Here is a 20072-nt window from a genome sequence, read left to right as displayed (position 1 = left end):
TTCTGATGGATATCCAATTTACAAGACATAGAAGACTTCGCCAAAGTCCAAACATGAGAGCTTTAGTTCGTGAAAACCATCTAACTACAGACGACTTGATTTATCCGATTTTTGTTGCTGAAGGAAAAGATATTAAAAGAGAAATTTCCTCAATGCCAGGAATTTACAATTTATCATTAGATCATCTAGAAGAAGAAATGAATGAGGTTGTTTCATTAGGGATTAAATCTGTGCTGCTTTTTGGAATCCCAGTTGAAAAAGATGAATGCGGCAACCAGGCGTATCACGATCATGGAATTGTCCAAGAGGCGACTAGATTAATTAAAGAAAAGTTTCCTGAAGTAATTGTTATTGCAGATACTTGTCTATGTGAGTACACGAGCCATGGGCATTGCGGTGTAATTGAGAATGGACAAGTTTTAAATGATGCTTCACTTGATTTATTAGTGCAAACCGCTGTCAGTCAAGCAAAAGCAGGCGCAGATATTATTGCTCCATCAAATATGATGGATGGATTTGTTGCTGCGATTCGTGCGGGCTTAGATGAATCTGGCTTTGAAAATGTACCTATTATGTCTTATGCCGTGAAATATGCATCAGCATTCTATGGCCCATTCCGTGATGCGGCTGACAGTACACCTCAATTTGGTGATCGTAAAGCTTACCAAATGGATCCGGCAAACCGCATGGAGGCTCTGCGTGAAGCTGAATCCGATTTAATGGAAGGCGCAGATTTTATAATTGTAAAGCCCGGAATGCCTTATCTCGATATCGTCCGTGATGTGAAAAATAATATTAATCTCCCACTAGTTATTTATAATGTGAGCGGAGAATATTCCATGGTGAAAGCAGCCTCTCAAAATGGCTGGATTGATGAAGAGAGAATTGTTATGGAAATGTTAGTCGGAATGAAGCGTTCCGGCTGTGATTTAATTATTACGTATCACGCTAAAGACGCCGCTAGATGGCTTCGAAACAAATAATAAAATTCACTCCTATGAATGAAGCGCTATAAAACGCCCTTCAGTGCAAGAAGTTCGGACTGAAGGTAGTTAAAGGAGCTGTATAACGCCCTTCATGGTAAGAATACAGATTCAAGGGAGTTAAGACTAAGTGGAATTCAGAAATACATTAAATTGAGAAGAGGGATTAAATGCGCTCTTACGAAAAATCTATTCAGGCTTTTAAGGAAGCAAGTAAATTAATGCCAGGCGGGGTCAACTCACCAGTTCGTGCCTTTAAATCCGTTAAGATGGATCCAATTTTCATGGAACGAGGAAAAGGCTCTAAAATTTATGATATTGATGGCAATGAATATATTGACTATGTTTTATCTTGGGGCCCCCTGATACTCGGACATTCGAATGATCGAGTTGTGGAAGCAATTAAAAAGGTTGCTGAAATGGGAACTAGCTTCGGTGCACCGACTGTTCAAGAAAATGACTTAGCCAAGCTAGTCCAGGAGAGAGTACCTTCAATTGAGGTCGTCCGCATGGTCTCTTCAGGTACAGAAGCAACAATGAGTGCTTTAAGACTTGCACGCGGCTATACGGGGCGAAATAAAATTTTGAAATTTGAAGGCTGCTACCACGGGCATGGCGATTCCCTGCTTATTAAAGCGGGGTCTGGGGTCGCTACACTTGGACTTCCTGATAGCCCAGGTGTTCCAGAAAGTGTTGCGAAAAACACCATTACTGTCCCTTATAATGATTTAGAAAGTGTTAAATATGCATTTGAACAATTTGGTGAAGACATTGCCTGTATCATTGCAGAGCCTGTTGCTGGGAATATGGGAGTTGTTCCGCCGCTTCCAGGCTTCTTGGAAGGCTTGAGAGACATCACAAGTCAATATGGTGCCCTCTTAATCTTTGACGAGGTTATGACAGGCTTCCGTGTTGACTACCATTGTGCTCAAGGCTATTACAATGTTACACCAGATATTACTTGTCTAGGTAAAGTAATCGGCGGAGGACTACCAGTTGGTGCATATGGCGGAAAAGCGGAAATTATGGAGCAAATCGCACCGAGCGGTCCTATTTATCAGGCAGGAACTTTGTCTGGAAATCCATTAGCAATGACGGCTGGCTATGAAACATTGAGTCAGTTAACTCCAGATTCATATAAAGAATTCCAGCGTAAAGGGGATTTATTGGAAGCTGGCATAAAAGCGGCTGCGGAAAAATATGAAATCCCGCACACTTTTAATCGTGCTGGATCAATGATTGGTTTCTTCTTTACAAATGAAGATGTGATTAACTATGACAAAGCTAAATCATCAAACCTAGATTATTTTGCATCCTATTACCAAGAAATGGCTAATCAAGGAGTATTCCTTCCACCATCACAGTTTGAAGGCCTCTTCCTATCAACGGCACATAGTGATGAAGATATTGAAAAAACGCTGCAAGCAACAGAAATTGCATTTTCAAAGCTTAAAGGCTAAATACCTGACACTCATCTTTTTAGATGGGTGTTTTTTTATTAGTTTTTTGCCGAGCTGTGTTATTTTCAATCATAAAAAAATTATCATTCTCATAAAGTGTAAATGACATAGTGATTAAACGTAAAGGTTATGAAAGGAGGAGTCGCTTTGTCTCAAGGAAACCCATCGTGCTTACGATTTTCTTTAGAGGAATCTGTATGGTTTCAAAAAGGACAGGAAGTATCTGAATTAATTTCAATTTCACTTGATCCAGATATTCTTATTCAAGAAAATGATCAATATGTAACGATTCAAGGAGCACTCGAGCTATCTGGTGAATTTAAGCGGCACGAAACAGCAGAAATAGAATATGAGGATTCCTTTACAGCTCCGAAATTTATTCAAGTAGTCGAAGAAAGAGATGAAGGAGTATGTGAATTCACTCACTTCTTCCCGGTAGACATAACGATACCTAGAAATAGAATCGAAAGTGTTCATGATATTGATGTGTTAGTCGAATCTTTTGATTATGTTTTTCCCGAAAGAAGCTGTATGAAGTTAACTGCGAATCTTACTATTTCTGGTTTGTACGGGGAACAGCAGCATGCCCCTCCAAGAACAGAGACTGAGGATCAAGAGCCTGCTTATCATATAGAAGAGGCAACGCCTGAATTAAATTGGAATTTAAAAGCAGAGGAAGAATCAGCAGAGGAAAGAGAGACATTTGGAGAAAAGGAAAAAAATCCAATTTTTGTTCCATTTGAGGCTGAAGCAAAAAAACAGCCTGAAGAGGCAGTAAGAATTGAAGTAGTTCAGGAAGAGGCTGTTGCGGAAAAGATTGAAATACAGCCAGAAATCTCCTTCTCGGCCCAAAGAAGTGAACAACAACCTCCTTCTGCCGAAGAAATCTATTCGATGCCAAATGTGGAAGAAAGCCCGATGCAGGAAGTTGAGATGGAAAATCATCAAGAATCCAGCAGTGACGAATCCTCTGATCATGTAGCCAAAAAGGCTGCTGAAAAAGAGGAAGCTGCTGATAAAAAGAAGAAAAAGCCATCGAAAAAGAAAAGCATGTCTTTAACTGAATTTTTTGCCCGAAAGTCAGAGGATGATGTGGCTAAGCTTAAGGTATGCATCGTTCAGCTTGGTGATACGATCGATATCATTGCAGAAAGATATGAAATTCCTGTTCAACGGTTGCTTAGTGTGAATCATTTGGAAATTAGTCAAGATATATATGAGGGGCAGGTCCTTTATATCCCTGTAGCCGTTGCCCACAAATAATTTCTAAATAACAGGCTGGGCAGGTAAATACGAACCTGCTCAGTTTTTCTATTTGTCTAGCTCCAGCACATTGGCGTTTACGCTCCTCTATAAAGGCAGGTGATTCTTATGAATGAAAAGAATCGATTACGACAGGTTTCTCCAATTTTAAAGCATTATGCAATAGAACCGCATTTTGTTGAGGAAATGGGAAGGATTCAAAAAGTCTATTCCAATAAAGGAGTTTTTGCCTTAAAAAAAATCGACCCAAGACACGGGGGAGATTTTGTCAAGCAAATCCAAAGTCTATATCAAAAGGGCTATAACCGCATCGTACCTGTTTTTCCAACTCTAGATGGAAGGTACGCTGTATTACATGAAAATGAACTTTATTACCTCATGCCCTGGATGATGAATGAAGCAAATGAATTAAGCCATGAACGCCACCATCAGCTCTTTCGTGAACTAGCTAGACTCCATACTTTATCAGCAACTGAATTAAAGATTAGTAAAGAAGATAGAGCTGAGCATTTTGAAAAAACACTGTTAGAAAGGGAAAAGGAAAAGGAATTTTTGGAAGGATTTATGGAAGCCTGTGAACAGAGAGACTATTTGTCCCCCTTTGAATTAATGTTTGTCCTTTCCTATAACGAAATGAACCAGGCTTTAGATTTCTCAATTAGAAAACTTAAAGAGTGGTATGAAAAAACGAAGGATCATGAAAAAGCGAGAATTGTAACCGTTCATGGGAAAATTTCAACAGACCATTTTTTATATGATGAAAGAGGCTATGGCTACTTCTCAAACTTTGAACGTGCTAAGCAAGGATCACCTTTGCATGACTTGCTGCCGTTTTTGTCACGTACGTTGAAAACCTTTCCGAGGAGAGCAGAGGATTGTATTGAATGGATTTATACTTATTTGAAATACTTCCCATTAAAGGAGGATGAACTGCTGCTATTTCAAAGCTATTTTGCCCATCCAGGAGCGGTTATTCGTGCAGCTGAGAAATATTATAAAAATCCTTATAGCCATCATGAACGAAAGATTCTTTTGCACTATCAAAAGCAATATTGGCGAGTAAAAAATACGGAATACGTATTGTCGAGGATGGAAGAGATCGAGAGGCAAAAGCAGGAAGCAAAAGCACAGGCTGAGGCTGCTGCACAACAAGAAGGAGCCCAAAATTAAAAGGATTTTGGGCCCTATAATAACTCAAGACGAAAGGCAACAGCAATAAATATTAAAACAGCAAGGAATAGTACGTCAAAGGTAGTTGGAAATATAATAACACGTATTCCTTGAAAACAGCAAAATGGAATAATGAATTGGGAGCAGGCCCCTCTTATTGTTTTTAACCACGGCGGCAGTGTATAAGGATTATACCTTCTTCTCATTTACATGCCCCTTTCCAACATTTCTCATATCATACTATGTGTTATCCCCAATGATCGTGCTTTTTAATTTGGATTAATCTAAACTGTCAAATGGCAAATTGATCAAACTTGATGCACCAATGAAGTCCAATCGTATAATATATTGATAAATAGGGAATAATGATTGACGTCCATCCTATTTATTAGGTACTATATTGAATAAAGAAAAGTATAGGCGCTAGGCGCTAAATCTAGACAATTATAAATGAACAGCTACGACAGGGAAGAGTACGATGGCCATTTGCTTAAAGAGAGGAAAACTATTAGCTGAAAGGTTTTCTAAGCAGAACCGTTGGAAGGTCGCCCTTGAGCTTCTTTCATGAAAGAATGTATTTTCGAGTAGTGAAGGACGGGAAATCCGTTATCTAGTTAAGAGTCAATCAAATGTAGATTGCAGATGCTTTTTAAATAAAGCCGCATCCGCATTTCTATTTTCGGTTGAAAAAAAGGTGGTACCGCGAAGCAAACTCCATTCGTCCTTTTATGACGAGTGGGGTTTTTTGTTTTTTCAAGAGAATGAATGTATCAGAAAGGAATGTGTGTAATGGAAACAAAAGAATTAACTATGCCAACCAAATATGACCCTCAATCAATTGAACAGGGACGTTATGAATGGTGGCTTAAGGGGAAATTTTTCGAGGCTAAGGATGATGCGGATAAAGAGCCGTATACAATCGTTATTCCACCTCCAAACGTGACAGGAAGGCTTCATTTAGGTCACGCATGGGATACAACTCTTCAAGACATTTTAACGCGGATGAAGCGTATGCAGGGTTATGATGTCCTTTGGCTTCCAGGGATGGACCACGCTGGGATTGCTACACAGGCAAAAGTAGAGGAAAAGCTTCGCGGAGAAGGAAAAAGCCGCTATGATTTAGGCCGTGAAAAGTTTGTTGAAGAAACTTGGAAATGGAAAGAGGAATACGCCAGCCATATCCGCCAGCAATGGTCTAAGCTTGGACTTGGTTTAGATTATACCCGTGAGCGTTTTACACTTGATGAAGGCTTATCAAAGGCTGTTCGTGAAGTATTTGTTACATTGTATAATAAGGGGCTAATTTACCGGGGCGAATATATTATCAACTGGGACCCATCAACTAAGACGGCACTTTCTGACATCGAGGTAATCCATAAAGATATTCAGGGTGCGTTCTACCATATGAAATACCCGCTTACAGATGGCTCAGGACATATAGAAATTGCGACAACACGTCCAGAAACAATGTTAGGTGACACGGCAGTAGCTGTTCATCCTGAAGATGATCGTTATAAGCACTTAATTGGTAAAACAGTTAAGCTTCCGATTGTTGGACGTGAAATTCCAATTGTTGGTGATGATTATGTTGATATGGAATTTGGTTCAGGTGCAGTTAAGATTACACCAGCGCATGACCCGAATGACTTTGAAATTGGAAATCGCCATAATCTTGAACGAGTTCTTGTCATGAATGAAGATGGCACAATGAATGAAAGAGCGGGAAAATATAAGGATATGGACCGTTTCGAATGCCGTAAGCAAATTGTTAAGGATCTGCAAGAGCAAGGGGTACTTTTCAAAATTGAAGAACATATGCATTCAGTTGGCCACTCTGAGCGCAGCGGCGCCGTAGTAGAGCCTTATTTGTCAACACAGTGGTTCGTAAAAATGCAGCCATTAGCAGATGAGGCCATTGCCCTACAATCGAAGGAAGAAAAAGTTAACTTTGTTCCGGATCGATTTGAAAATACGTACCTTCGCTGGATGGAAAATATTCGTGACTGGTGCATTTCCCGTCAGCTTTGGTGGGGACATCGCATTCCAGCTTGGTATCATAAAGAAACTGGTGAAGTATATGTTGCACATGAGGCACCAGAAGATATCGAGAACTGGGAACAAGATAAGGACGTATTAGATACATGGTTTAGCTCTGCATTATGGCCATTCTCCACAATGGGCTGGCCGGATGTTGAATCCGCGGATTTCAAACGCTATTATCCAACTGCTTGTCTTGTTACAGGCTATGATATTATTTTCTTCTGGGTATCTCGTATGATTTTCCAAGGGCTTGAATTTACGGATCAAAGACCATTTAAAGATGTATTAATCCATGGTTTAGTTCGTGATGCTGAAGGACGCAAAATGAGTAAATCCCTCGGCAACGGAGTAGATCCAATGGATGTTATTGATAAGTACGGCGCAGATTCTCTTCGTTATTTCTTATCAACGGGAAGCTCACCAGGACATGATTTGCGTTTCAGCATGGAAAAGGTGGAAGCAACTTGGAACTTTGCGAACAAAATTTGGAATGCATCCCGTTTCGCCTTAATGAATATGGATGGACTGACATACGATGAAATCGATTTAACTGGTGAAAAATCAGTTGCAGATAAATGGATTTTAACTCGATTAAATGAAACGATCGAAACGGTAACAAGATTATCAGACCGCTACGAATTCGGAGAGGTTGGCCGCGTCCTATACAACTTTATCTGGGATGACTTCTGTGACTGGTATATTGAAATGGCGAAGCTTCCGCTTTACGGTGAAGACGAAGGAGCTAAGAAAACTACACGCTCGATTTTAGCTTATGTACTAGACAACACAATGCGTCTGCTGCATCCGTTCATGCCGTTTATCACGGAGGAAATTTGGCAAAACCTTCCTCACGCAGGAGAGTCAATTACAGTTGCCGAATGGCCTAAAGCAAATGCTGATTTCACAGACCATCAGGCGGCTGGCGAAATGAAGCTGCTAGTGGAAATCATTCGTTCCGTTCGTAACAGCCGTGCAGAAGTAAACACGCCAATGAGCAAGAAAATCAAAATGATTTTAAAGGCTAAAGACGAGACTGTTCTTCGTACTTTAGAAAATAACCGCGGTTACATTGAACGATTCTGTAACCCAGAAGAGTTAACTGTTGCAATTGAAGTAGATACACCAGACAAGGCAATGACTTCTATCGTTACAGGTGCCGAGATTAATCTTCCACTTGAAGGGTTAATCAATATCGAGGAAGAAGTCGTCCGTCTGCAGAAGGAATGGGAGAAGCTAGATAAAGAAGTAGAACGGGTTCAAAAGAAACTTAGCAATGAAGGCTTTATCAAAAAGGCTCCTGAAAAGGTAATTGAAGAAGAGAAGGCAAAAGAGCAGGATTACAGTGAAAAAAGAGCTGCTGTAGAAGCCCGCATTAAAGAATTAAAAGGGGAATAATTTTGATTGAAGGCGAATCCAATTGTTTGGGTTCGTCTTCCTCTTGATATTTGAGAATTGGTTTATAAAAATACATAATACTACGTCATACTTTGGAGGCAGTAAACATGTTCACAACTTATGAAGAGGCTGTTTCTTGGATTCACTCTAGGCTCAGGCTTGGAGTTAAGCCAGGGCTAAAAAGAATGGAATGGATGATGGAAAAACTGGAACACCCAGAGAGAAGGGTAAAAGCTGTACATATAGGCGGAACAAATGGCAAAGGATCAACTGTTACCTATTTGCGCTCGATCCTTCAGGAGGCAGGGTATGAGGTTGGGACGTTTACCTCACCCTATTTCGAACTATTTAATGAGAGAATTTCGATCAATGGGGTGCCAGTAAGCGATGAAGACATTGTCAGGTTAGCTAATGACATCTATCCCCTTTCCCTAGAATTAGAGGAGACAGAGCTTGGCGGTCCGACTGAATTTGAAATCATTACAGCCATGGCTTTTCAATATTTTGGACGAGTAAACCCAGTTGATATTGTCCTTTATGAAGTAGGACTCGGTGGCAGATTTGATTCAACTAACGTTATTTTACCGATTCTCTCCATCATTACAAACATCGGTCTTGACCACACAGGCATACTCGGAGATACACATGCGGAGATTGCTTTTGAAAAAGCAGGAATTATTAAACCAGGTATAAGTGTGATCACAGCTGTTAAGCAGAAGGAAGCTCTAGAAGTAATCCTTGAAAAAGCAGCAGAGATGAAAGCACCTGTCTATTCACTTGGAAACCAGATAGTCATTAAAGATCACAAATCAAGCCAAACTGGTGAAGTATTTACGCAAAAAACACCATTTAAAGAATGGGACAATCTCGAAATATCGATGGCAGGAACGCATCAGACAGAGAATGCTGCATTAGCGGTAATGGCAGCAGAAGTATTAAATAAGTTTTATTCCTTTTTAATCGAGGATAAGCATCTTTACAGCGGTTTAAAAAAGGCTTACTGGCCAGGCAGATTTGAAATGATGTCTAAAGATCCTGTCATTGTTATTGATGGCGCTCATAATGAAGAAGGAGTCGCAGCATTAGTAAGTGAGCTTAAAAAGCGTTTTAGTGATAAAAAAATAAACCTTATCTTTACAGCTCTTGCCGATAAAAAACTGGATAAAATGATTGGGAATTTAGATGCAATTGCTGACAAAATCACATTTGTTGAATTCGATTACCCACGTGCTGCTAAAGCCAAGGCGTTATTTGAATTAAGCGGAAATAAGAATAAGCACTTTAATCCTGATTGGAAGAAAGAAATTGAAGAAAATGTCAGTACACTGGAGGAAAACGATATTCTTGTAATAACAGGCTCTCTTTACTTTTTATCGGAAATGAAGCCTTTTCTAGCAGAAAAAGTAGAAAAATGATATGTGACATTATTTTGAAAATTTGATAAGATGTTCATATTACTATTACTATTATCCTATAAAAGTTAGAGAGGAGGGGTATAAATGATAAGTGCTATAAAGAAAAAGATGATTTGGGGGCTGTGGCTCTTCATATTCCCACCCAGTCTATGGCTAATCTATCAATTATACCCGCCTCATATAGCTGGACATGAAATTGACATTATCGTTTTTCTAATTCTTGCGTTCTTTGTAGCAGCAACTCCAATGATTATAAACGGATCACCTATTTTTTTAATACAGTGGGTCGCCTGGGCTGTATTTTTAACATTCGGCTTGTTTGTTGAATTGATTATTCTTCAGTTAACGATAATTGTTTTATTCATAAGAGTTAAATTACCAAAAGAACAATTTTTTCGGATTCCTTTAAATTCACTTATGTTTATGTTCGTTTCTTTCCTGAGCGGTGCAACTTATTACATGCTTGGCGGCAGCCCTGGTGCAAGATTAGCGGACATCGATCATTCTTTTTGGCTGATCCCTATTTATCCGATTCTCTATTATGTTTTCAATCATTTCTTTATTTGGATCATTAATTTGGTTCTTTATAATGGGAAACGGGAGACATTTGGAATTGATTTTATTTGGGAAACTATTACAACAATTATTACTTTCCCGATGGGTTTTGTACTTTTTATTCTATATAAAGAATTGGGACTCGTTGCGCTTATTTTTGTCGGAATTCCATTTGCCAGCCTTTCAGTTATTTTGAATTTATATTACTCTAGCAGAAAAATAAATAAATTATTGCAAAGCGCGACAGAAATCGGCCATCAGCTGGCAGAAAGATTAAATGTAGATGAGGTACTGGATTTATTTATTCAGAAGCTGACAGAAATGCTGCCTGTCGATTATGCCTATATTCTCGATATCATTGATAATGAGGAATTACAAATCATTCGTCAGGTTGAAAAGGGAGTAATAAAATGTTCTAAAATGGAGCCGCTCAGGAAAAGTGAAGGGATTAGCGGCCTTGTTTGGCAACAGAAGAAAGCGGCACTTTTCAGCTCGCAAAAAGAGTGGAAGAATATTGTGAAAGGCTATATGCCTGACAAGGTCGAAAGCGTTTTAAGTATGCCGATTGTCCGTAATAGCGAGGCCGTTGGGGTACTATTCTTAGCATCTTCTGGGAAAAGGGCCTATGAAAAATCTCAGCTAATGATCGTTGATATTCTATGCTCCCACTTTGCCATAGCACTCGAAAATGCAAGAAATTATGAAAAAACAAAAGCACAAAGTGAACGCTGTGCTTTAACTAAGCTTTACAATTATCGCTATTTTGAGAACTTTTTAAGCACCGAATTCGAAAAAATATTGCAAAATGTGCGGGAAGAAATCTCCCTGATCATCCTTGATATTGACCACTTTAAAGCTGTTAACGATATGTATGGGCATCAAAGCGGGAATGAAATCCTTTGCCAGTTAGCAGATGTCCTAATGGATTTAATCGGCGATAAGGGCATGGTTGCACGATATGGTGGAGAAGAGTTCGTGATCCTTCTCCCAGACGTTAAGAAAAGCAATGCTGTAAAAATTGCTGAAACAGTCAGACAAGCCATCGCTAACCATCCATTCCTCCTAACCCAGCATATCGATAAACGGGACCAACCACAGCAAGTTCATATCACTGGTTCCATCGGAGTGGCATCAGCCCCTCAAGATGCCGATGAACCGCTTGCCCTAATCCGCCACGCCGACCGAGCGTTGTATGTCGGAGCGAAGAGAGCGGGCAGGAACCGGGTGGCGGAGTATGTGAAATAGGAAAGACCCCCAAGGTTTTGGGGGTCTTTATAATAGTGATAAAAATTTGTGTTAATAATATGTGGGAAAGTTGAGCTAATATTTATAATCATAGTCCGCATATATCGAGAGATCGCCCCAAGATATTAGAGATCCAGATTTTCTCGAACACGCACCACCATCTTTAAAAGCCGCATCACCTTTTATTACATTATTGTTATTGCTATTTTTAGCATAGACTTTACTATTTGAATTGCTATTAAAATTATTTTCGATTTTTAGAAATCCATTAACACAAACTGTGGAGTTACTTCCAATATCGAGACCTTTTATATCTGTATCAGAATTAACGAAAATTACAGAGTTCTCCATTCCGTTAATTTGTCCAAAATTTGCTTTATATTCACCAACATAAATAGTAGACCGCAAAAGTTTCATATTATCAAATTTAGCATTTCCACCAATCTCAATTATTGAATCAGTTAATCCGCTTCCATTAAAGTGACCAAAATGACCAGCTCCATTAACATGTAATTTTAAATGGGTAAGACTATTCATATTCCCAGTAGTCATACTTCCAAGTACATATAATGTAGAATTAATTATGTCCTTGTTCATTTGAGGAAGAGAAAGTGCACCGGTAACCTTAAAAATAGAATTATTAAAGATTAATTGATCGTTATTATCATAGCTATCGCTACCATTTACTTGACATTTAATATTTGAATAATCAACCTTCTTATTATCATTATCACAAGCACTTAAATTTCCTGGGTCCGGAATGTCATTACCAGAAGGTAAAATAGCATTTTGTACACCGGTATTACCAGTCTCTCCGGTCCCACTGTCACTCATTAACTCGCTAAAATCAATATTCATAACAGTTTCAATCGTAGTGATTTTTCCATTTTCGGTACCAATACTTTTAAAATCTATCTTAAGCACTTTTCCATCTTGTTTAAGATTTGAGTTCTTATTATATTGTATCGAGAAATTTGCTCCTGGGTTATCATCAATTGAAATGGCGGTTGGATTTAATTCATTTTTTATTATATCCTTCATTAAATTCATAGCAATTTGTGTATATTCATCATTTGTTCTTTTTATTTTATCGCTCTCACGTATAGATTTAACCTGTTGGACGATAGATTGATAATTGGATTTAAATATATTTTGGATGGCATGCTGAAAATAAGTAACCCCCATTTCAGCAAGAGCCACTGACTGGGATTTCGTTTCCACAGCCTTATTCTGTTTCATACTATTTGCTGCTTGTCCCATAAATGAAAAAGCAAGAAGCATAAATATTGTCACGGTCAAAAGTACAGCAACAAGTGTATAACCTTTTTCATTTTCAACGATCATTTATTATTTCCCCCTTTCAGTCGGTATAGAAGGGTGGTGATTGAATGTGAATTGCCTGAATCCTTGTCAGTTACAATAAGAGTAAATCGAGTATCAGTTTCTTTTGGAATTCTATTATTTATGGATGTAGATGAAAATTCTAAATTACTATTTTCAAAAATTACTTCTTGTGAAGTACCATTTTTATCATCATAGGTTACTGCAATTATGCCATTGTTAGAAACAATAGAATATTTTTCAGAGGTTAGATGAATTTCTTTCAGTTTTGTAGTAATAATATTAGCTTCCTGTTGCATTTGGTTTCTTGTTACAGCATTATTAGAATATTTTACACCTTGGAAAAACACACTCCATATTATTACACCTACAATTGACAAGATAGAAATTATTGCAAGCAATTCAATTAAAGTAAGTCCGTTTTGATTTTGTTTAAGCATTGCCATCCCCCTAGATAACAATTATGTATCCATAAGTTTCACTTATTTTTTTTCCTTGATTATTTTTAAGTTTGATATGAACGAGATAAGCTTTAGAGGGATAACCGTCTAAATCAGGTTTCTTTCTAATTTTTACTTCAATATTTAAATTTCCTTTTGTTTCATTAAAATAAAAATATTTGTCATCATTATGGCTATATCCAGGAAGGACATTACTAGACGGATTAGTAAGGAATTTCTTCAGGTCATCCCCTTTATTCTGCCAATCAATTAATATTTCTTTTGCAATATTCACTGCCTCCTGTTTAATCTCATTCTGTTTGTTCATCATTCCCATTTGGGGGAAAAATTTAATAATAGTACCGAGGATTATCGTCAAAATAACAATAGATAGTAGTACTTCTACCAAGGTTAATCCTTTTTGATTATCACAATGCACAACATATTACCTCCTTTTGAGGTCGATTGCATATTAATGGAATACTAGAAAAGTCACACATTAATAATCTTCCTAAATACCCACTTTTATTATACAATATGTATCATCCATTATATGTTTTATTTTAGGTCTTTTTTAGTAGGTTTTGATAATCTGTAACATTTTTCCTGCGGTTTTTGTGATAAATTGGGATTATAATTCTCATGGGGGTGTAGAGGAATGATAACTGTTATATTTTTGATAGTTTCGTTGTTAATTCTTGCGCCCATTATGTTTTTATTGCCGATGGGGTTTTCATGGAAATGGAAACTAGGGATAATTGGTGTTGCATTTTTATTAGCAAATGTAGGACTATTGGCTAATATGCAATTCCCATTGTATCAAACGATATTGATTATTTCTCTGCTTTGTTTGTTAGTATCCCTTTTGTTAGAGAAACGAATAGTGGAAACTGCCTTAAAGAAAGTTGATTCTAAAATAGTAGACGAGGAAATTATTTCCTTAGAAAAAGAAACTTTACATAGAGAAGATAAGAAACCAAATATAGTCATAGAAAAAGAAACTTTACCGCTTGTACTAAATGAGGCAGCTACAGCAATCGAGATTCCTCAAGAAGAGGATGACTTAAAGGAACTAGAATATTCCCCCTACGAGGAAGAACAGGCTGGAGAGGAACTACATGAACAAAAAGTTACTGAAACTAAAACACCTGAAGATCCTCTAGACTTTGATGAGGATGTTTCATTTCTTGAGAATCGGGTGGCAAATATCAGTACTAATGAAGACGTGAGTAATAGAGAGTATCCAGGAAATCAAACTGAAAACACCTATATGTCGGAAATTGAGAAATTACTTGAAGGAAATGATATAGGGGATAAGGAAACAGAAGATATGCCTAATACAATTGAACCTGTTCCTCAACCAGTCATGGAAGAAATAGAGGAAATTGTGTTTACTGAAGAGGTTCTATTAGAAAAAGTTAACAAGGAAAAATCCGATTTGAATGAAGAAATCGAGATAGAAGAACTTATATTTCATAAGTAAGTGATAAGCAGATCAAAGGGGAGTCGGCTAGGTGAAAAACAAGCAGGGCGTTAAAATTTTTATTGTGCTTTTCCTTTGTACTTTTTTTATCTTCGCCTTCTCACACTATGGAGCTTCCGCCTTTAATTTGATGTTAAATAACATTGACACCTTTGATGAGAATACAATGGTTGGAAATGTTAATATTTCAGACAAAACTGAATCAGAGGCGATGAGAGCGGTAGACGAGCAGCTGACCATTTGGTTAGATGATATGGTTATAAATATTCGTTTTAAAGAAAGTCAGATCCAGTTAGACAATGCTTTGTTTCGTTTTAATGTTATGGAATCAGTTAATACAGCACAAAATGGGCAAGAGAATTTGGTTAATGTTCATTTTGAAGAGTACACTCTAGAAGATGCTATCTTGAATTCTTACCCAGCAATAGATTCCCAATCTATTGACTTTGAGAAATTACAGACAGACTTGTTAAAAAGTGCAACACTTTTACAATCTGAGCAACTTGAATTAAAGCTTGAAGACTATATTACAGGTTCAGGTACTAACGAAGATGTTGTTATTCAAGAGGTTCAAGTTAAAACAGATACAATTTATTTTAGCAGTATATTGGATAAACTTTCCACAATTGAGATTCCAGCTAATAAAAGGTTCTCACTGCTTGAGTTGATAGAAGAAAAGGGACTTAAGAACGAGTCTGCAGAAGCCATAAATGCCATATCTTCTGGAATCTATCAATTAATTTTGCCGACTAATTTTGCTATTATTGAAAGAAATATCGGCATTGAAAAGCCGGGATATATCCCAATAGGTTTTGAAGCAAAAGTAGATTCACAAAAAAATATAGATCTTATTTTTGCTAATCCGAATGAAGTGCCATTTGAAATTAATATGGAATCTATTGACAATACGTTAATCCTTTCGCTGAAAGGGAAGTCCTTTTTAAATAAGTATGCTGTACTTACAAAGGATGAGCAAAGCTTTAAGCCTAAAATTATTAAGCAATATAATAATCTATTAAAACCTGGTGAAAAGGTAGTTGAGAGACAAGGAAAAGAAGGATTATTCATTAAAGTTATTCGTGAGATTTATGATGAAAAAGGGGCTCTCCTAATAAGTGAAGTGATATCTGAAGATTATTATCCCCCTATTCATCAAATAGATGTGTATGGTCTTCTTACCAATGATGCAGTTGGCAGTGAGAGCCCGCCTAGTGAGTCTACAGATGAGGGTCCTCAAAACAGTAATCAACCAGAAATTGACGATGCAAAGGAGACTAATGGAGTAATTGAATCGAATAGTGACCTTTGGGGCAAATCTTACGAACAAATGAAATAATTTCGAAAAAGCAGGGATAATATATGAAACAAATTCGGAAGCGGCTTGGAGATTTACTTGTATATGCTGGTCTTATTACAGAAGATCAGCTCCTTCTGACTTTAAAGGAAAAAAGTGATGGACAAAAGCTTGGGGATGCCTTGCTTCAAAGGGGATACATAACAGAGCAGCAGCTTATTGAAGTACTTGAATTCCAGCTTGGTATTCCACATATTAGCTTGTACCGGTATCCTTTTGATACAAAGCTATTCAATATTATTCCGAAAGAAACAGCAAAACGCCAGCTTCTTATTCCATTAAAAAAAGATGGGGACAAGCTGTTTGTCGCGATGGCAGACCCGATGGATTTTTTTGCAATTGATGATCTGCGTCTATCAACTGGCTTTCAAATTGAGACTGCGATTGCTACGAAAGACGATATTTTAAGAGCCATTAATAAGTATTATGACATTGATGAAGGCTTTGAAGAGTTACTAGTTGATAATCAGCCAACTGAGATGGTTCAAGAAGAGAAAATTACTGATCAGGATTCACCAATAGTGAAATTAGTGAATCAAATTTTGTCGACTGCAGTAGCGATGAAGGCAAGTGATATTCATATTGATCCGCAAGAAACGAAGGTTGTTGTCCGCTACAGAATAGATGGTGTACTAAGGGTTGAACGGGTTTTACCGAAGCATATGCAGAGTGTGCTAACTGCTAGAATTAAGATAATCGCAAACTTGGACATCACCGAGCACCGCGTCCCACAGGATGGGAGAATTAAAGTCAATCTTGATTTTCACCCTGTAGATTTGCGTGTTTCGACACTGCCCACTGTTTTTGGGGAAAAAATTGTTATGCGGATTCTTGATTTAGGCAGTTCTTTAAATGATATTAATAAGCTTGGTTTCAATAAATTAAACTTAAAAAGATTTATGGAGATGATCGAAAAGCCTACTGGAATTGTACTGTTAACAGGCCCTACAGGTTCTGGGAAATCATCGACTTTATATGCGGCATTAAATCAGTTAAATAGTGAAGAAGTGAATATTATTACGATTGAAGACCCAGTTGAGTACCAGCTTGAGGGCGTAAATCAAATTCAAGTAAATTCCAATATCGGGATGACATTCGCAGCAGGATTGCGATCTATTCTACGCCAAGACCCAAATATTATTATGGTCGGTGAGATTCGGGATAAGGAAACAGTGGAAGTCGCCATTCGAGCTTCCCTTACAGGGCATCTAGTATTGAGTACCCTCCATACGAACGATTCTATTGGTACAATTACTAGATTAATGGATATGGGAGTTGAGCCATTTCTAGTTGCCTCGTCTCTTAGCGGAATTGTCGCTCAAAGGCTTGTTAGAAGAATTTGCCGAGATTGTGCAGAGGAAAATGCACCTTCTAAACGAGAAATAGAGATTTTTGCAAAAAGAGGGATGAGTGTAGACAAAATCACGCGCGGGCGCGGCTGCTCATCTTGTAATATGACGGGCTACAAGGGCAGGATTGCTATTCATGAGGTACTTGTCGTCAGCGATGATATTAGAAGAACAATTATGAATGGGGATTCTATTACTAAATTAAGAGAGTTAGCCATTAAAAATAAGACAATTTTCCTTATTGATGATGGTCTTCTTAAGGTAAAACAAGGACTAACAACTACTGAAGAAGTATTACGAGTCGCTATACTTGAATAGGGGTGCGAGGAATGAAGGAAAAAATAGATTATTTATTACGCGCCGCATTTGAATTAAAAGCATCAGATTTGCATTTAACTGTAGGTATTCAGCCAATCTTTAGAATTAATGGCGATCTGAAGAAATACGGGAAAGATTCATTAAAGCCGGAAGAGACTGAAGGTATGGCACGAGCGATTATTCCAGAACATATGTGGGAGCAGTTTAAGGACAAGGGCGAATTGGATTTCTCATATGGGATTCCTGGCGTTTCGAGATTTCGTGTAAATACATATCATCAAAGATCGTGTATTGCGATGGCGATACGGGTTGTTCCTACAAGAATTCCTACGATTGATGAACTTGAATTACCCGATATTTTACGGAAAATTGCTGCAAAGCCACAAGGACTCGTTCTAGTTACAGGTCCGACAGGCAGTGGTAAATCAACAACTCTTGCTTCGATGATCCAGTATATGAATGACTCAATGAGAAAGCATATTATTACACTTGAGGATCCGATTGAGTATTTGCATAAGCATGGGAATTCTATAATTGACCAGCGTGAAGTTGGCTTTGATACAAGGAATTTTGCGAATGGGCTAAGGGCTGCACTTCGTCAGGATCCTGACATTATCTTAGTTGGTGAGATGCGCGATTTGGAAACGATTCAAACTGCGATTACTGCAGCGGAAACAGGACATTTAGTGTTGGGTACATTGCATACATCAAGTGCCCCAGCAACAATTAACCGGATTATCGATGTTTTTCCACCTGAACAGCAGCCACAAATTCGAATTCAGCTTGCTTCTGTTCTTGTTGCGGTTATTTCCCAGCGATTGTTCCGTAGAGAAGATCAGGCAGGGCGTAAAGCGGCAACAGAAATTTTAATTAATAATTCGGCTGTAGCGAATCTTATACGAAATGAAAAGATTCATCAAATTGTCAGCATTATGCAAACATCCCGTGCGCAAGGAATGCATACGCTTGAAAGCAGCATCAAGGATCTTATTCAAACAGGGATAATTTCGAAGGAAACCGCGGAGCCATTTTTACAGGAGATATTGATTTAATATGGCTCGGTTTAAATATTCCGGAAGAGACCGCAAAGGAAAAATAGAAGGTGTTATTAACTCGTCCTCCAAAAGGGAAGCAATGTTTAAGCTGAGGGAGGATGGAATCAGGGTTTTAGAAATTACCGAAGTCCCTGAATCGATGCTTACAAAAGATATTTCCATTGGAAATCCAGTAAAGCTTCAGCATTTTGTCATTTATTTAAGACAGTTTTCAACACTTTTAAAGGCAGGGGTTTCCGTAGTTGATTCTACGAAAATACTATCTGCTCAAACGGAGAGTAAAGCATTGAAAAAAGCCCTGCTTGATATTGAGCAGGACCTCCGTGAAGGAAATCCATTGTCAGAAGCAGCAGCCAAACATAAAAAAATCTTTACGCCCATGTTTATTAATATGGTCCGCGCTGGTGAAGCTGGCGGTAATATGGATGAAACGCTCGACAGACTTGCGGAACATTTTGAAAAACAGCATAATACAAGGCAGAAGATTTCATCTGCGCTCGCTTACCCGATTGTTGTTGGTATTGTAGCTATAGGGGTTGTTATTTTCCTATTAGTATCAGTTGTCCCTACATTTGTTGCCATGTTTGAAGATTTTGGCGGGGAGCTGCCTGCAATAACGAGATTAGTTTTAAATTCAAGTGAGATTATGCAGAGGTTTTGGTGGTTAATTGTTTTACTTTTTATAGGGTTTGTCATAACGATTGTTTTATTGCGGAAAAACCTTCAAACGAAATATTATTTAGACTACTTTATTTTGAGAATTCCTATTTTCGGAAAGATGCTTCAAAAGGCAGTATTGGCAAGGATGACAAGAACATTAAGCTCGTTATTTACTAGTTCTGTTCCCATTTTACAGGCAATGACAATCGTTGAAAGGGTAGTAGATAATGAAGTGATCGCTAAAGTTATACGCGAGTCTAGAACCGCTCTTGAAAAGGGACAATCTATTACAGAGCCAATGAAAAAGCACTGGGCCTTTCCTCCCTTGGTAACACAAATGATTGTCATCGGAGAAGAAACAGGTTCCCTTGATGCTATGCTAGGGAAAGTAGCTGATTTCTATGAAAAAGAGGTAGAAAACAGTACAGATAGAATCAAGTCTCTTATCGAACCGATAATGATTGTATTTCTTGCTGGCATTGTCGGAACGATTGTGACATCTATTATGGTGCCGATGTTTGATATATTTAATCAGGTAGGGTAATG

The 20072-nt window shown here is 38.0% G+C and carries 16 protein-coding genes and 1 other annotated feature; of the genes, 12 read left to right on the top strand and 4 right to left on the bottom strand.

The features are described 5' to 3' along the window. Positions 1-5: 5 nt before the first annotated feature. The 4 genes from hemB to ysxE all read left to right on the top strand — a co-directional run bounded on the left by hemB (position 6) and on the right by ysxE (position 4876). Entirely contained in the window at positions 6-983 is a 978-nt protein-coding gene (hemB, locus tag RRV45_RS16425; RefSeq protein ID WP_315665759.1) for a porphobilinogen synthase, read from the top strand. Between the two features lie 170 nt (positions 984-1153). Beyond that, a complete protein-coding gene (gene hemL / locus RRV45_RS16420) occupies positions 1154-2443 on the top strand; it encodes a glutamate-1-semialdehyde 2,1-aminomutase (RefSeq protein WP_315665758.1) in 1290 nt (429 codons plus the stop codon). 147 nt (positions 2444-2590) lie between these two features. Further along, the gene (spoVID, locus tag RRV45_RS16415; RefSeq protein ID WP_315665757.1) at positions 2591-3706 is read left to right on the top strand and encodes a stage VI sporulation protein D; all 1116 of its coding nucleotides are present in this window, start codon (positions 2591-2593) and stop codon (positions 3704-3706) included. Between the two features lie 108 nt (positions 3707-3814). Continuing rightward, positions 3815-4876 carry a spore coat protein YsxE gene (gene ysxE / locus RRV45_RS16410; protein ID WP_315665756.1) on the top strand — a complete coding sequence of 354 codons (1062 nt, stop codon included), beginning with the start codon at positions 3815-3817 and terminating at the stop codon, positions 4874-4876. 14 nt (positions 4877-4890) lie between these two features. Here the strand turns inward: ysxE and RRV45_RS16405 are convergent, their stop codons facing one another. Next, positions 4891-5082, bottom strand: a complete 192-nt coding sequence (locus tag RRV45_RS16405) for a hypothetical protein (protein WP_315665755.1) — start codon at positions 5080-5082, stop codon at positions 4891-4893. A gap of 245 nt (positions 5083-5327) precedes the next feature. After that, positions 5328-5605 (top strand) — a binding site (T-box leader). Positions 5606-5665: 60 nt separating this feature from the next. On the opposite strand from RRV45_RS16405, the gene RRV45_RS16400 reads away from it, so the two are divergent. The 3 genes from RRV45_RS16400 (at position 5666) to RRV45_RS16390 (ending at position 11526) form a co-directional block, all read left to right on the top strand. Next, the gene (locus tag RRV45_RS16400) at positions 5666-8311 is read left to right on the top strand and encodes a valine--tRNA ligase (protein WP_315665754.1); all 2646 of its coding nucleotides are present in this window, start codon (positions 5666-5668) and stop codon (positions 8309-8311) included. A gap of 107 nt (positions 8312-8418) precedes the next feature. After that, complete coding sequence (locus tag RRV45_RS16395; RefSeq protein WP_315665753.1) at positions 8419-9726, top strand: bifunctional folylpolyglutamate synthase/dihydrofolate synthase; 1308 nt, start codon at positions 8419-8421, stop codon at positions 9724-9726. Between the two features lie 84 nt (positions 9727-9810). Further along, a complete protein-coding gene (locus RRV45_RS16390) occupies positions 9811-11526 on the top strand; it encodes a sensor domain-containing diguanylate cyclase (protein ID WP_315665752.1) in 1716 nt (571 codons plus the stop codon). A gap of 75 nt (positions 11527-11601) precedes the next feature. Here RRV45_RS16390 and RRV45_RS16385 read toward each other — a convergent pair whose 3' ends face one another. The 3 genes from RRV45_RS16385 to RRV45_RS16375 are packed head-to-tail and all read right to left on the bottom strand — an operon-like array spanning position 11602 to position 13746. Continuing rightward, on the bottom strand, positions 11602-12870 hold the full coding sequence (locus RRV45_RS16385) for a hypothetical protein (protein WP_315665751.1): 1269 nt from the start codon (positions 12868-12870) through the stop codon (positions 11602-11604). Continuing rightward, a complete protein-coding gene (locus RRV45_RS16380) occupies positions 12867-13307 on the bottom strand; it encodes a type II secretion system protein (protein ID WP_315665750.1) in 441 nt (146 codons plus the stop codon). The genes RRV45_RS16385 and RRV45_RS16380 overlap by 4 nt, the downstream gene beginning before the upstream one ends. A gap of 10 nt (positions 13308-13317) precedes the next feature. Beyond that, positions 13318-13746 (bottom strand): prepilin-type N-terminal cleavage/methylation domain-containing protein, encoded by a 429-nt coding sequence (locus RRV45_RS16375; protein ID WP_315665749.1) that lies wholly within the window; start codon positions 13744-13746, stop codon positions 13318-13320. 219 nt (positions 13747-13965) lie between these two features. Between RRV45_RS16375 and RRV45_RS16370 the strand changes: the two genes are divergently transcribed. The 5 genes from RRV45_RS16370 to RRV45_RS16350 are packed head-to-tail and all read left to right on the top strand — an operon-like array spanning position 13966 to position 20070. Beyond that, complete coding sequence (locus tag RRV45_RS16370) at positions 13966-14790, top strand: hypothetical protein (protein WP_315665748.1); 825 nt, start codon at positions 13966-13968, stop codon at positions 14788-14790. A gap of 31 nt (positions 14791-14821) precedes the next feature. After that, the gene (locus tag RRV45_RS16365) at positions 14822-16126 is read left to right on the top strand and encodes a VanW family protein (protein ID WP_315665747.1); all 1305 of its coding nucleotides are present in this window, start codon (positions 14822-14824) and stop codon (positions 16124-16126) included. Positions 16127-16149: 23 nt separating this feature from the next. Continuing rightward, positions 16150-17811, top strand: a complete 1662-nt coding sequence (locus RRV45_RS16360; protein ID WP_315665746.1) for a GspE/PulE family protein — start codon at positions 16150-16152, stop codon at positions 17809-17811. 11 nt (positions 17812-17822) lie between these two features. Continuing rightward, positions 17823-18863, top strand: a complete 1041-nt coding sequence (locus RRV45_RS16355) for a type IV pilus twitching motility protein PilT (protein WP_315665745.1) — start codon at positions 17823-17825, stop codon at positions 18861-18863. 1 nt (position 18864) lies between these two features. After that, positions 18865-20070 (top strand): type II secretion system F family protein, encoded by a 1206-nt coding sequence (locus RRV45_RS16350; RefSeq protein WP_315665744.1) that lies wholly within the window; start codon positions 18865-18867, stop codon positions 20068-20070. Positions 20071-20072 lie beyond the last annotated feature (2 nt).

This window comes from Bacillus sp. DTU_2020_1000418_1_SI_GHA_SEK_038, from assembly GCF_032341175.1.
Taxonomy (GTDB): Bacteria; Bacillota; Bacilli; order Bacillales; family Cytobacillaceae; genus Cytobacillus.
The sequence above is the reverse complement of the archived record's forward strand: the minus strand, read 5'-3'. Positions and strand labels throughout refer to the sequence as shown.

What these genes read in the sequence shown, in the direction of transcription:
- hemB (WP_315665759.1), top strand. Translation starts at nt 6, where the DNA reads ATGGATATCCAATTTACAAGACATAGAAGACTTCGCCAAAGTCCAAAC.
- hemL (WP_315665758.1), top strand. Translation starts at nt 1,154, where the DNA reads ATGCGCTCTTACGAAAAATCTATTCAGGCTTTTAAGGAAGCAAGTAAA.
- ysxE (WP_315665756.1), top strand. Translation starts at nt 3,815, where the DNA reads ATGAATGAAAAGAATCGATTACGACAGGTTTCTCCAATTTTAAAGCAT.
- RRV45_RS16405 (WP_315665755.1), bottom strand. Translation starts at nt 5,082, where the DNA reads ATGAGAAGAAGGTATAATCCTTATACACTGCCGCCGTGGTTAAAAACA.
- RRV45_RS16400 (WP_315665754.1), top strand. Translation starts at nt 5,666, where the DNA reads ATGGAAACAAAAGAATTAACTATGCCAACCAAATATGACCCTCAATCA.
- RRV45_RS16395 (WP_315665753.1), top strand. Translation starts at nt 8,419, where the DNA reads ATGTTCACAACTTATGAAGAGGCTGTTTCTTGGATTCACTCTAGGCTC.
- RRV45_RS16390 (WP_315665752.1), top strand. Translation starts at nt 9,811, where the DNA reads ATGATAAGTGCTATAAAGAAAAAGATGATTTGGGGGCTGTGGCTCTTC.
- RRV45_RS16385 (WP_315665751.1), bottom strand. Translation starts at nt 12,870, where the DNA reads ATGATCGTTGAAAATGAAAAAGGTTATACACTTGTTGCTGTACTTTTG.
- RRV45_RS16380 (WP_315665750.1), bottom strand. Translation starts at nt 13,307, where the DNA reads ATGCTTAAACAAAATCAAAACGGACTTACTTTAATTGAATTGCTTGCA.
- RRV45_RS16370 (WP_315665748.1), top strand. Translation starts at nt 13,966, where the DNA reads ATGATAACTGTTATATTTTTGATAGTTTCGTTGTTAATTCTTGCGCCC.
- RRV45_RS16360 (WP_315665746.1), top strand. Translation starts at nt 16,150, where the DNA reads ATGAAACAAATTCGGAAGCGGCTTGGAGATTTACTTGTATATGCTGGT.
- RRV45_RS16355 (WP_315665745.1), top strand. Translation starts at nt 17,823, where the DNA reads ATGAAGGAAAAAATAGATTATTTATTACGCGCCGCATTTGAATTAAAA.
- RRV45_RS16350 (WP_315665744.1), top strand. Translation starts at nt 18,865, where the DNA reads ATGGCTCGGTTTAAATATTCCGGAAGAGACCGCAAAGGAAAAATAGAA.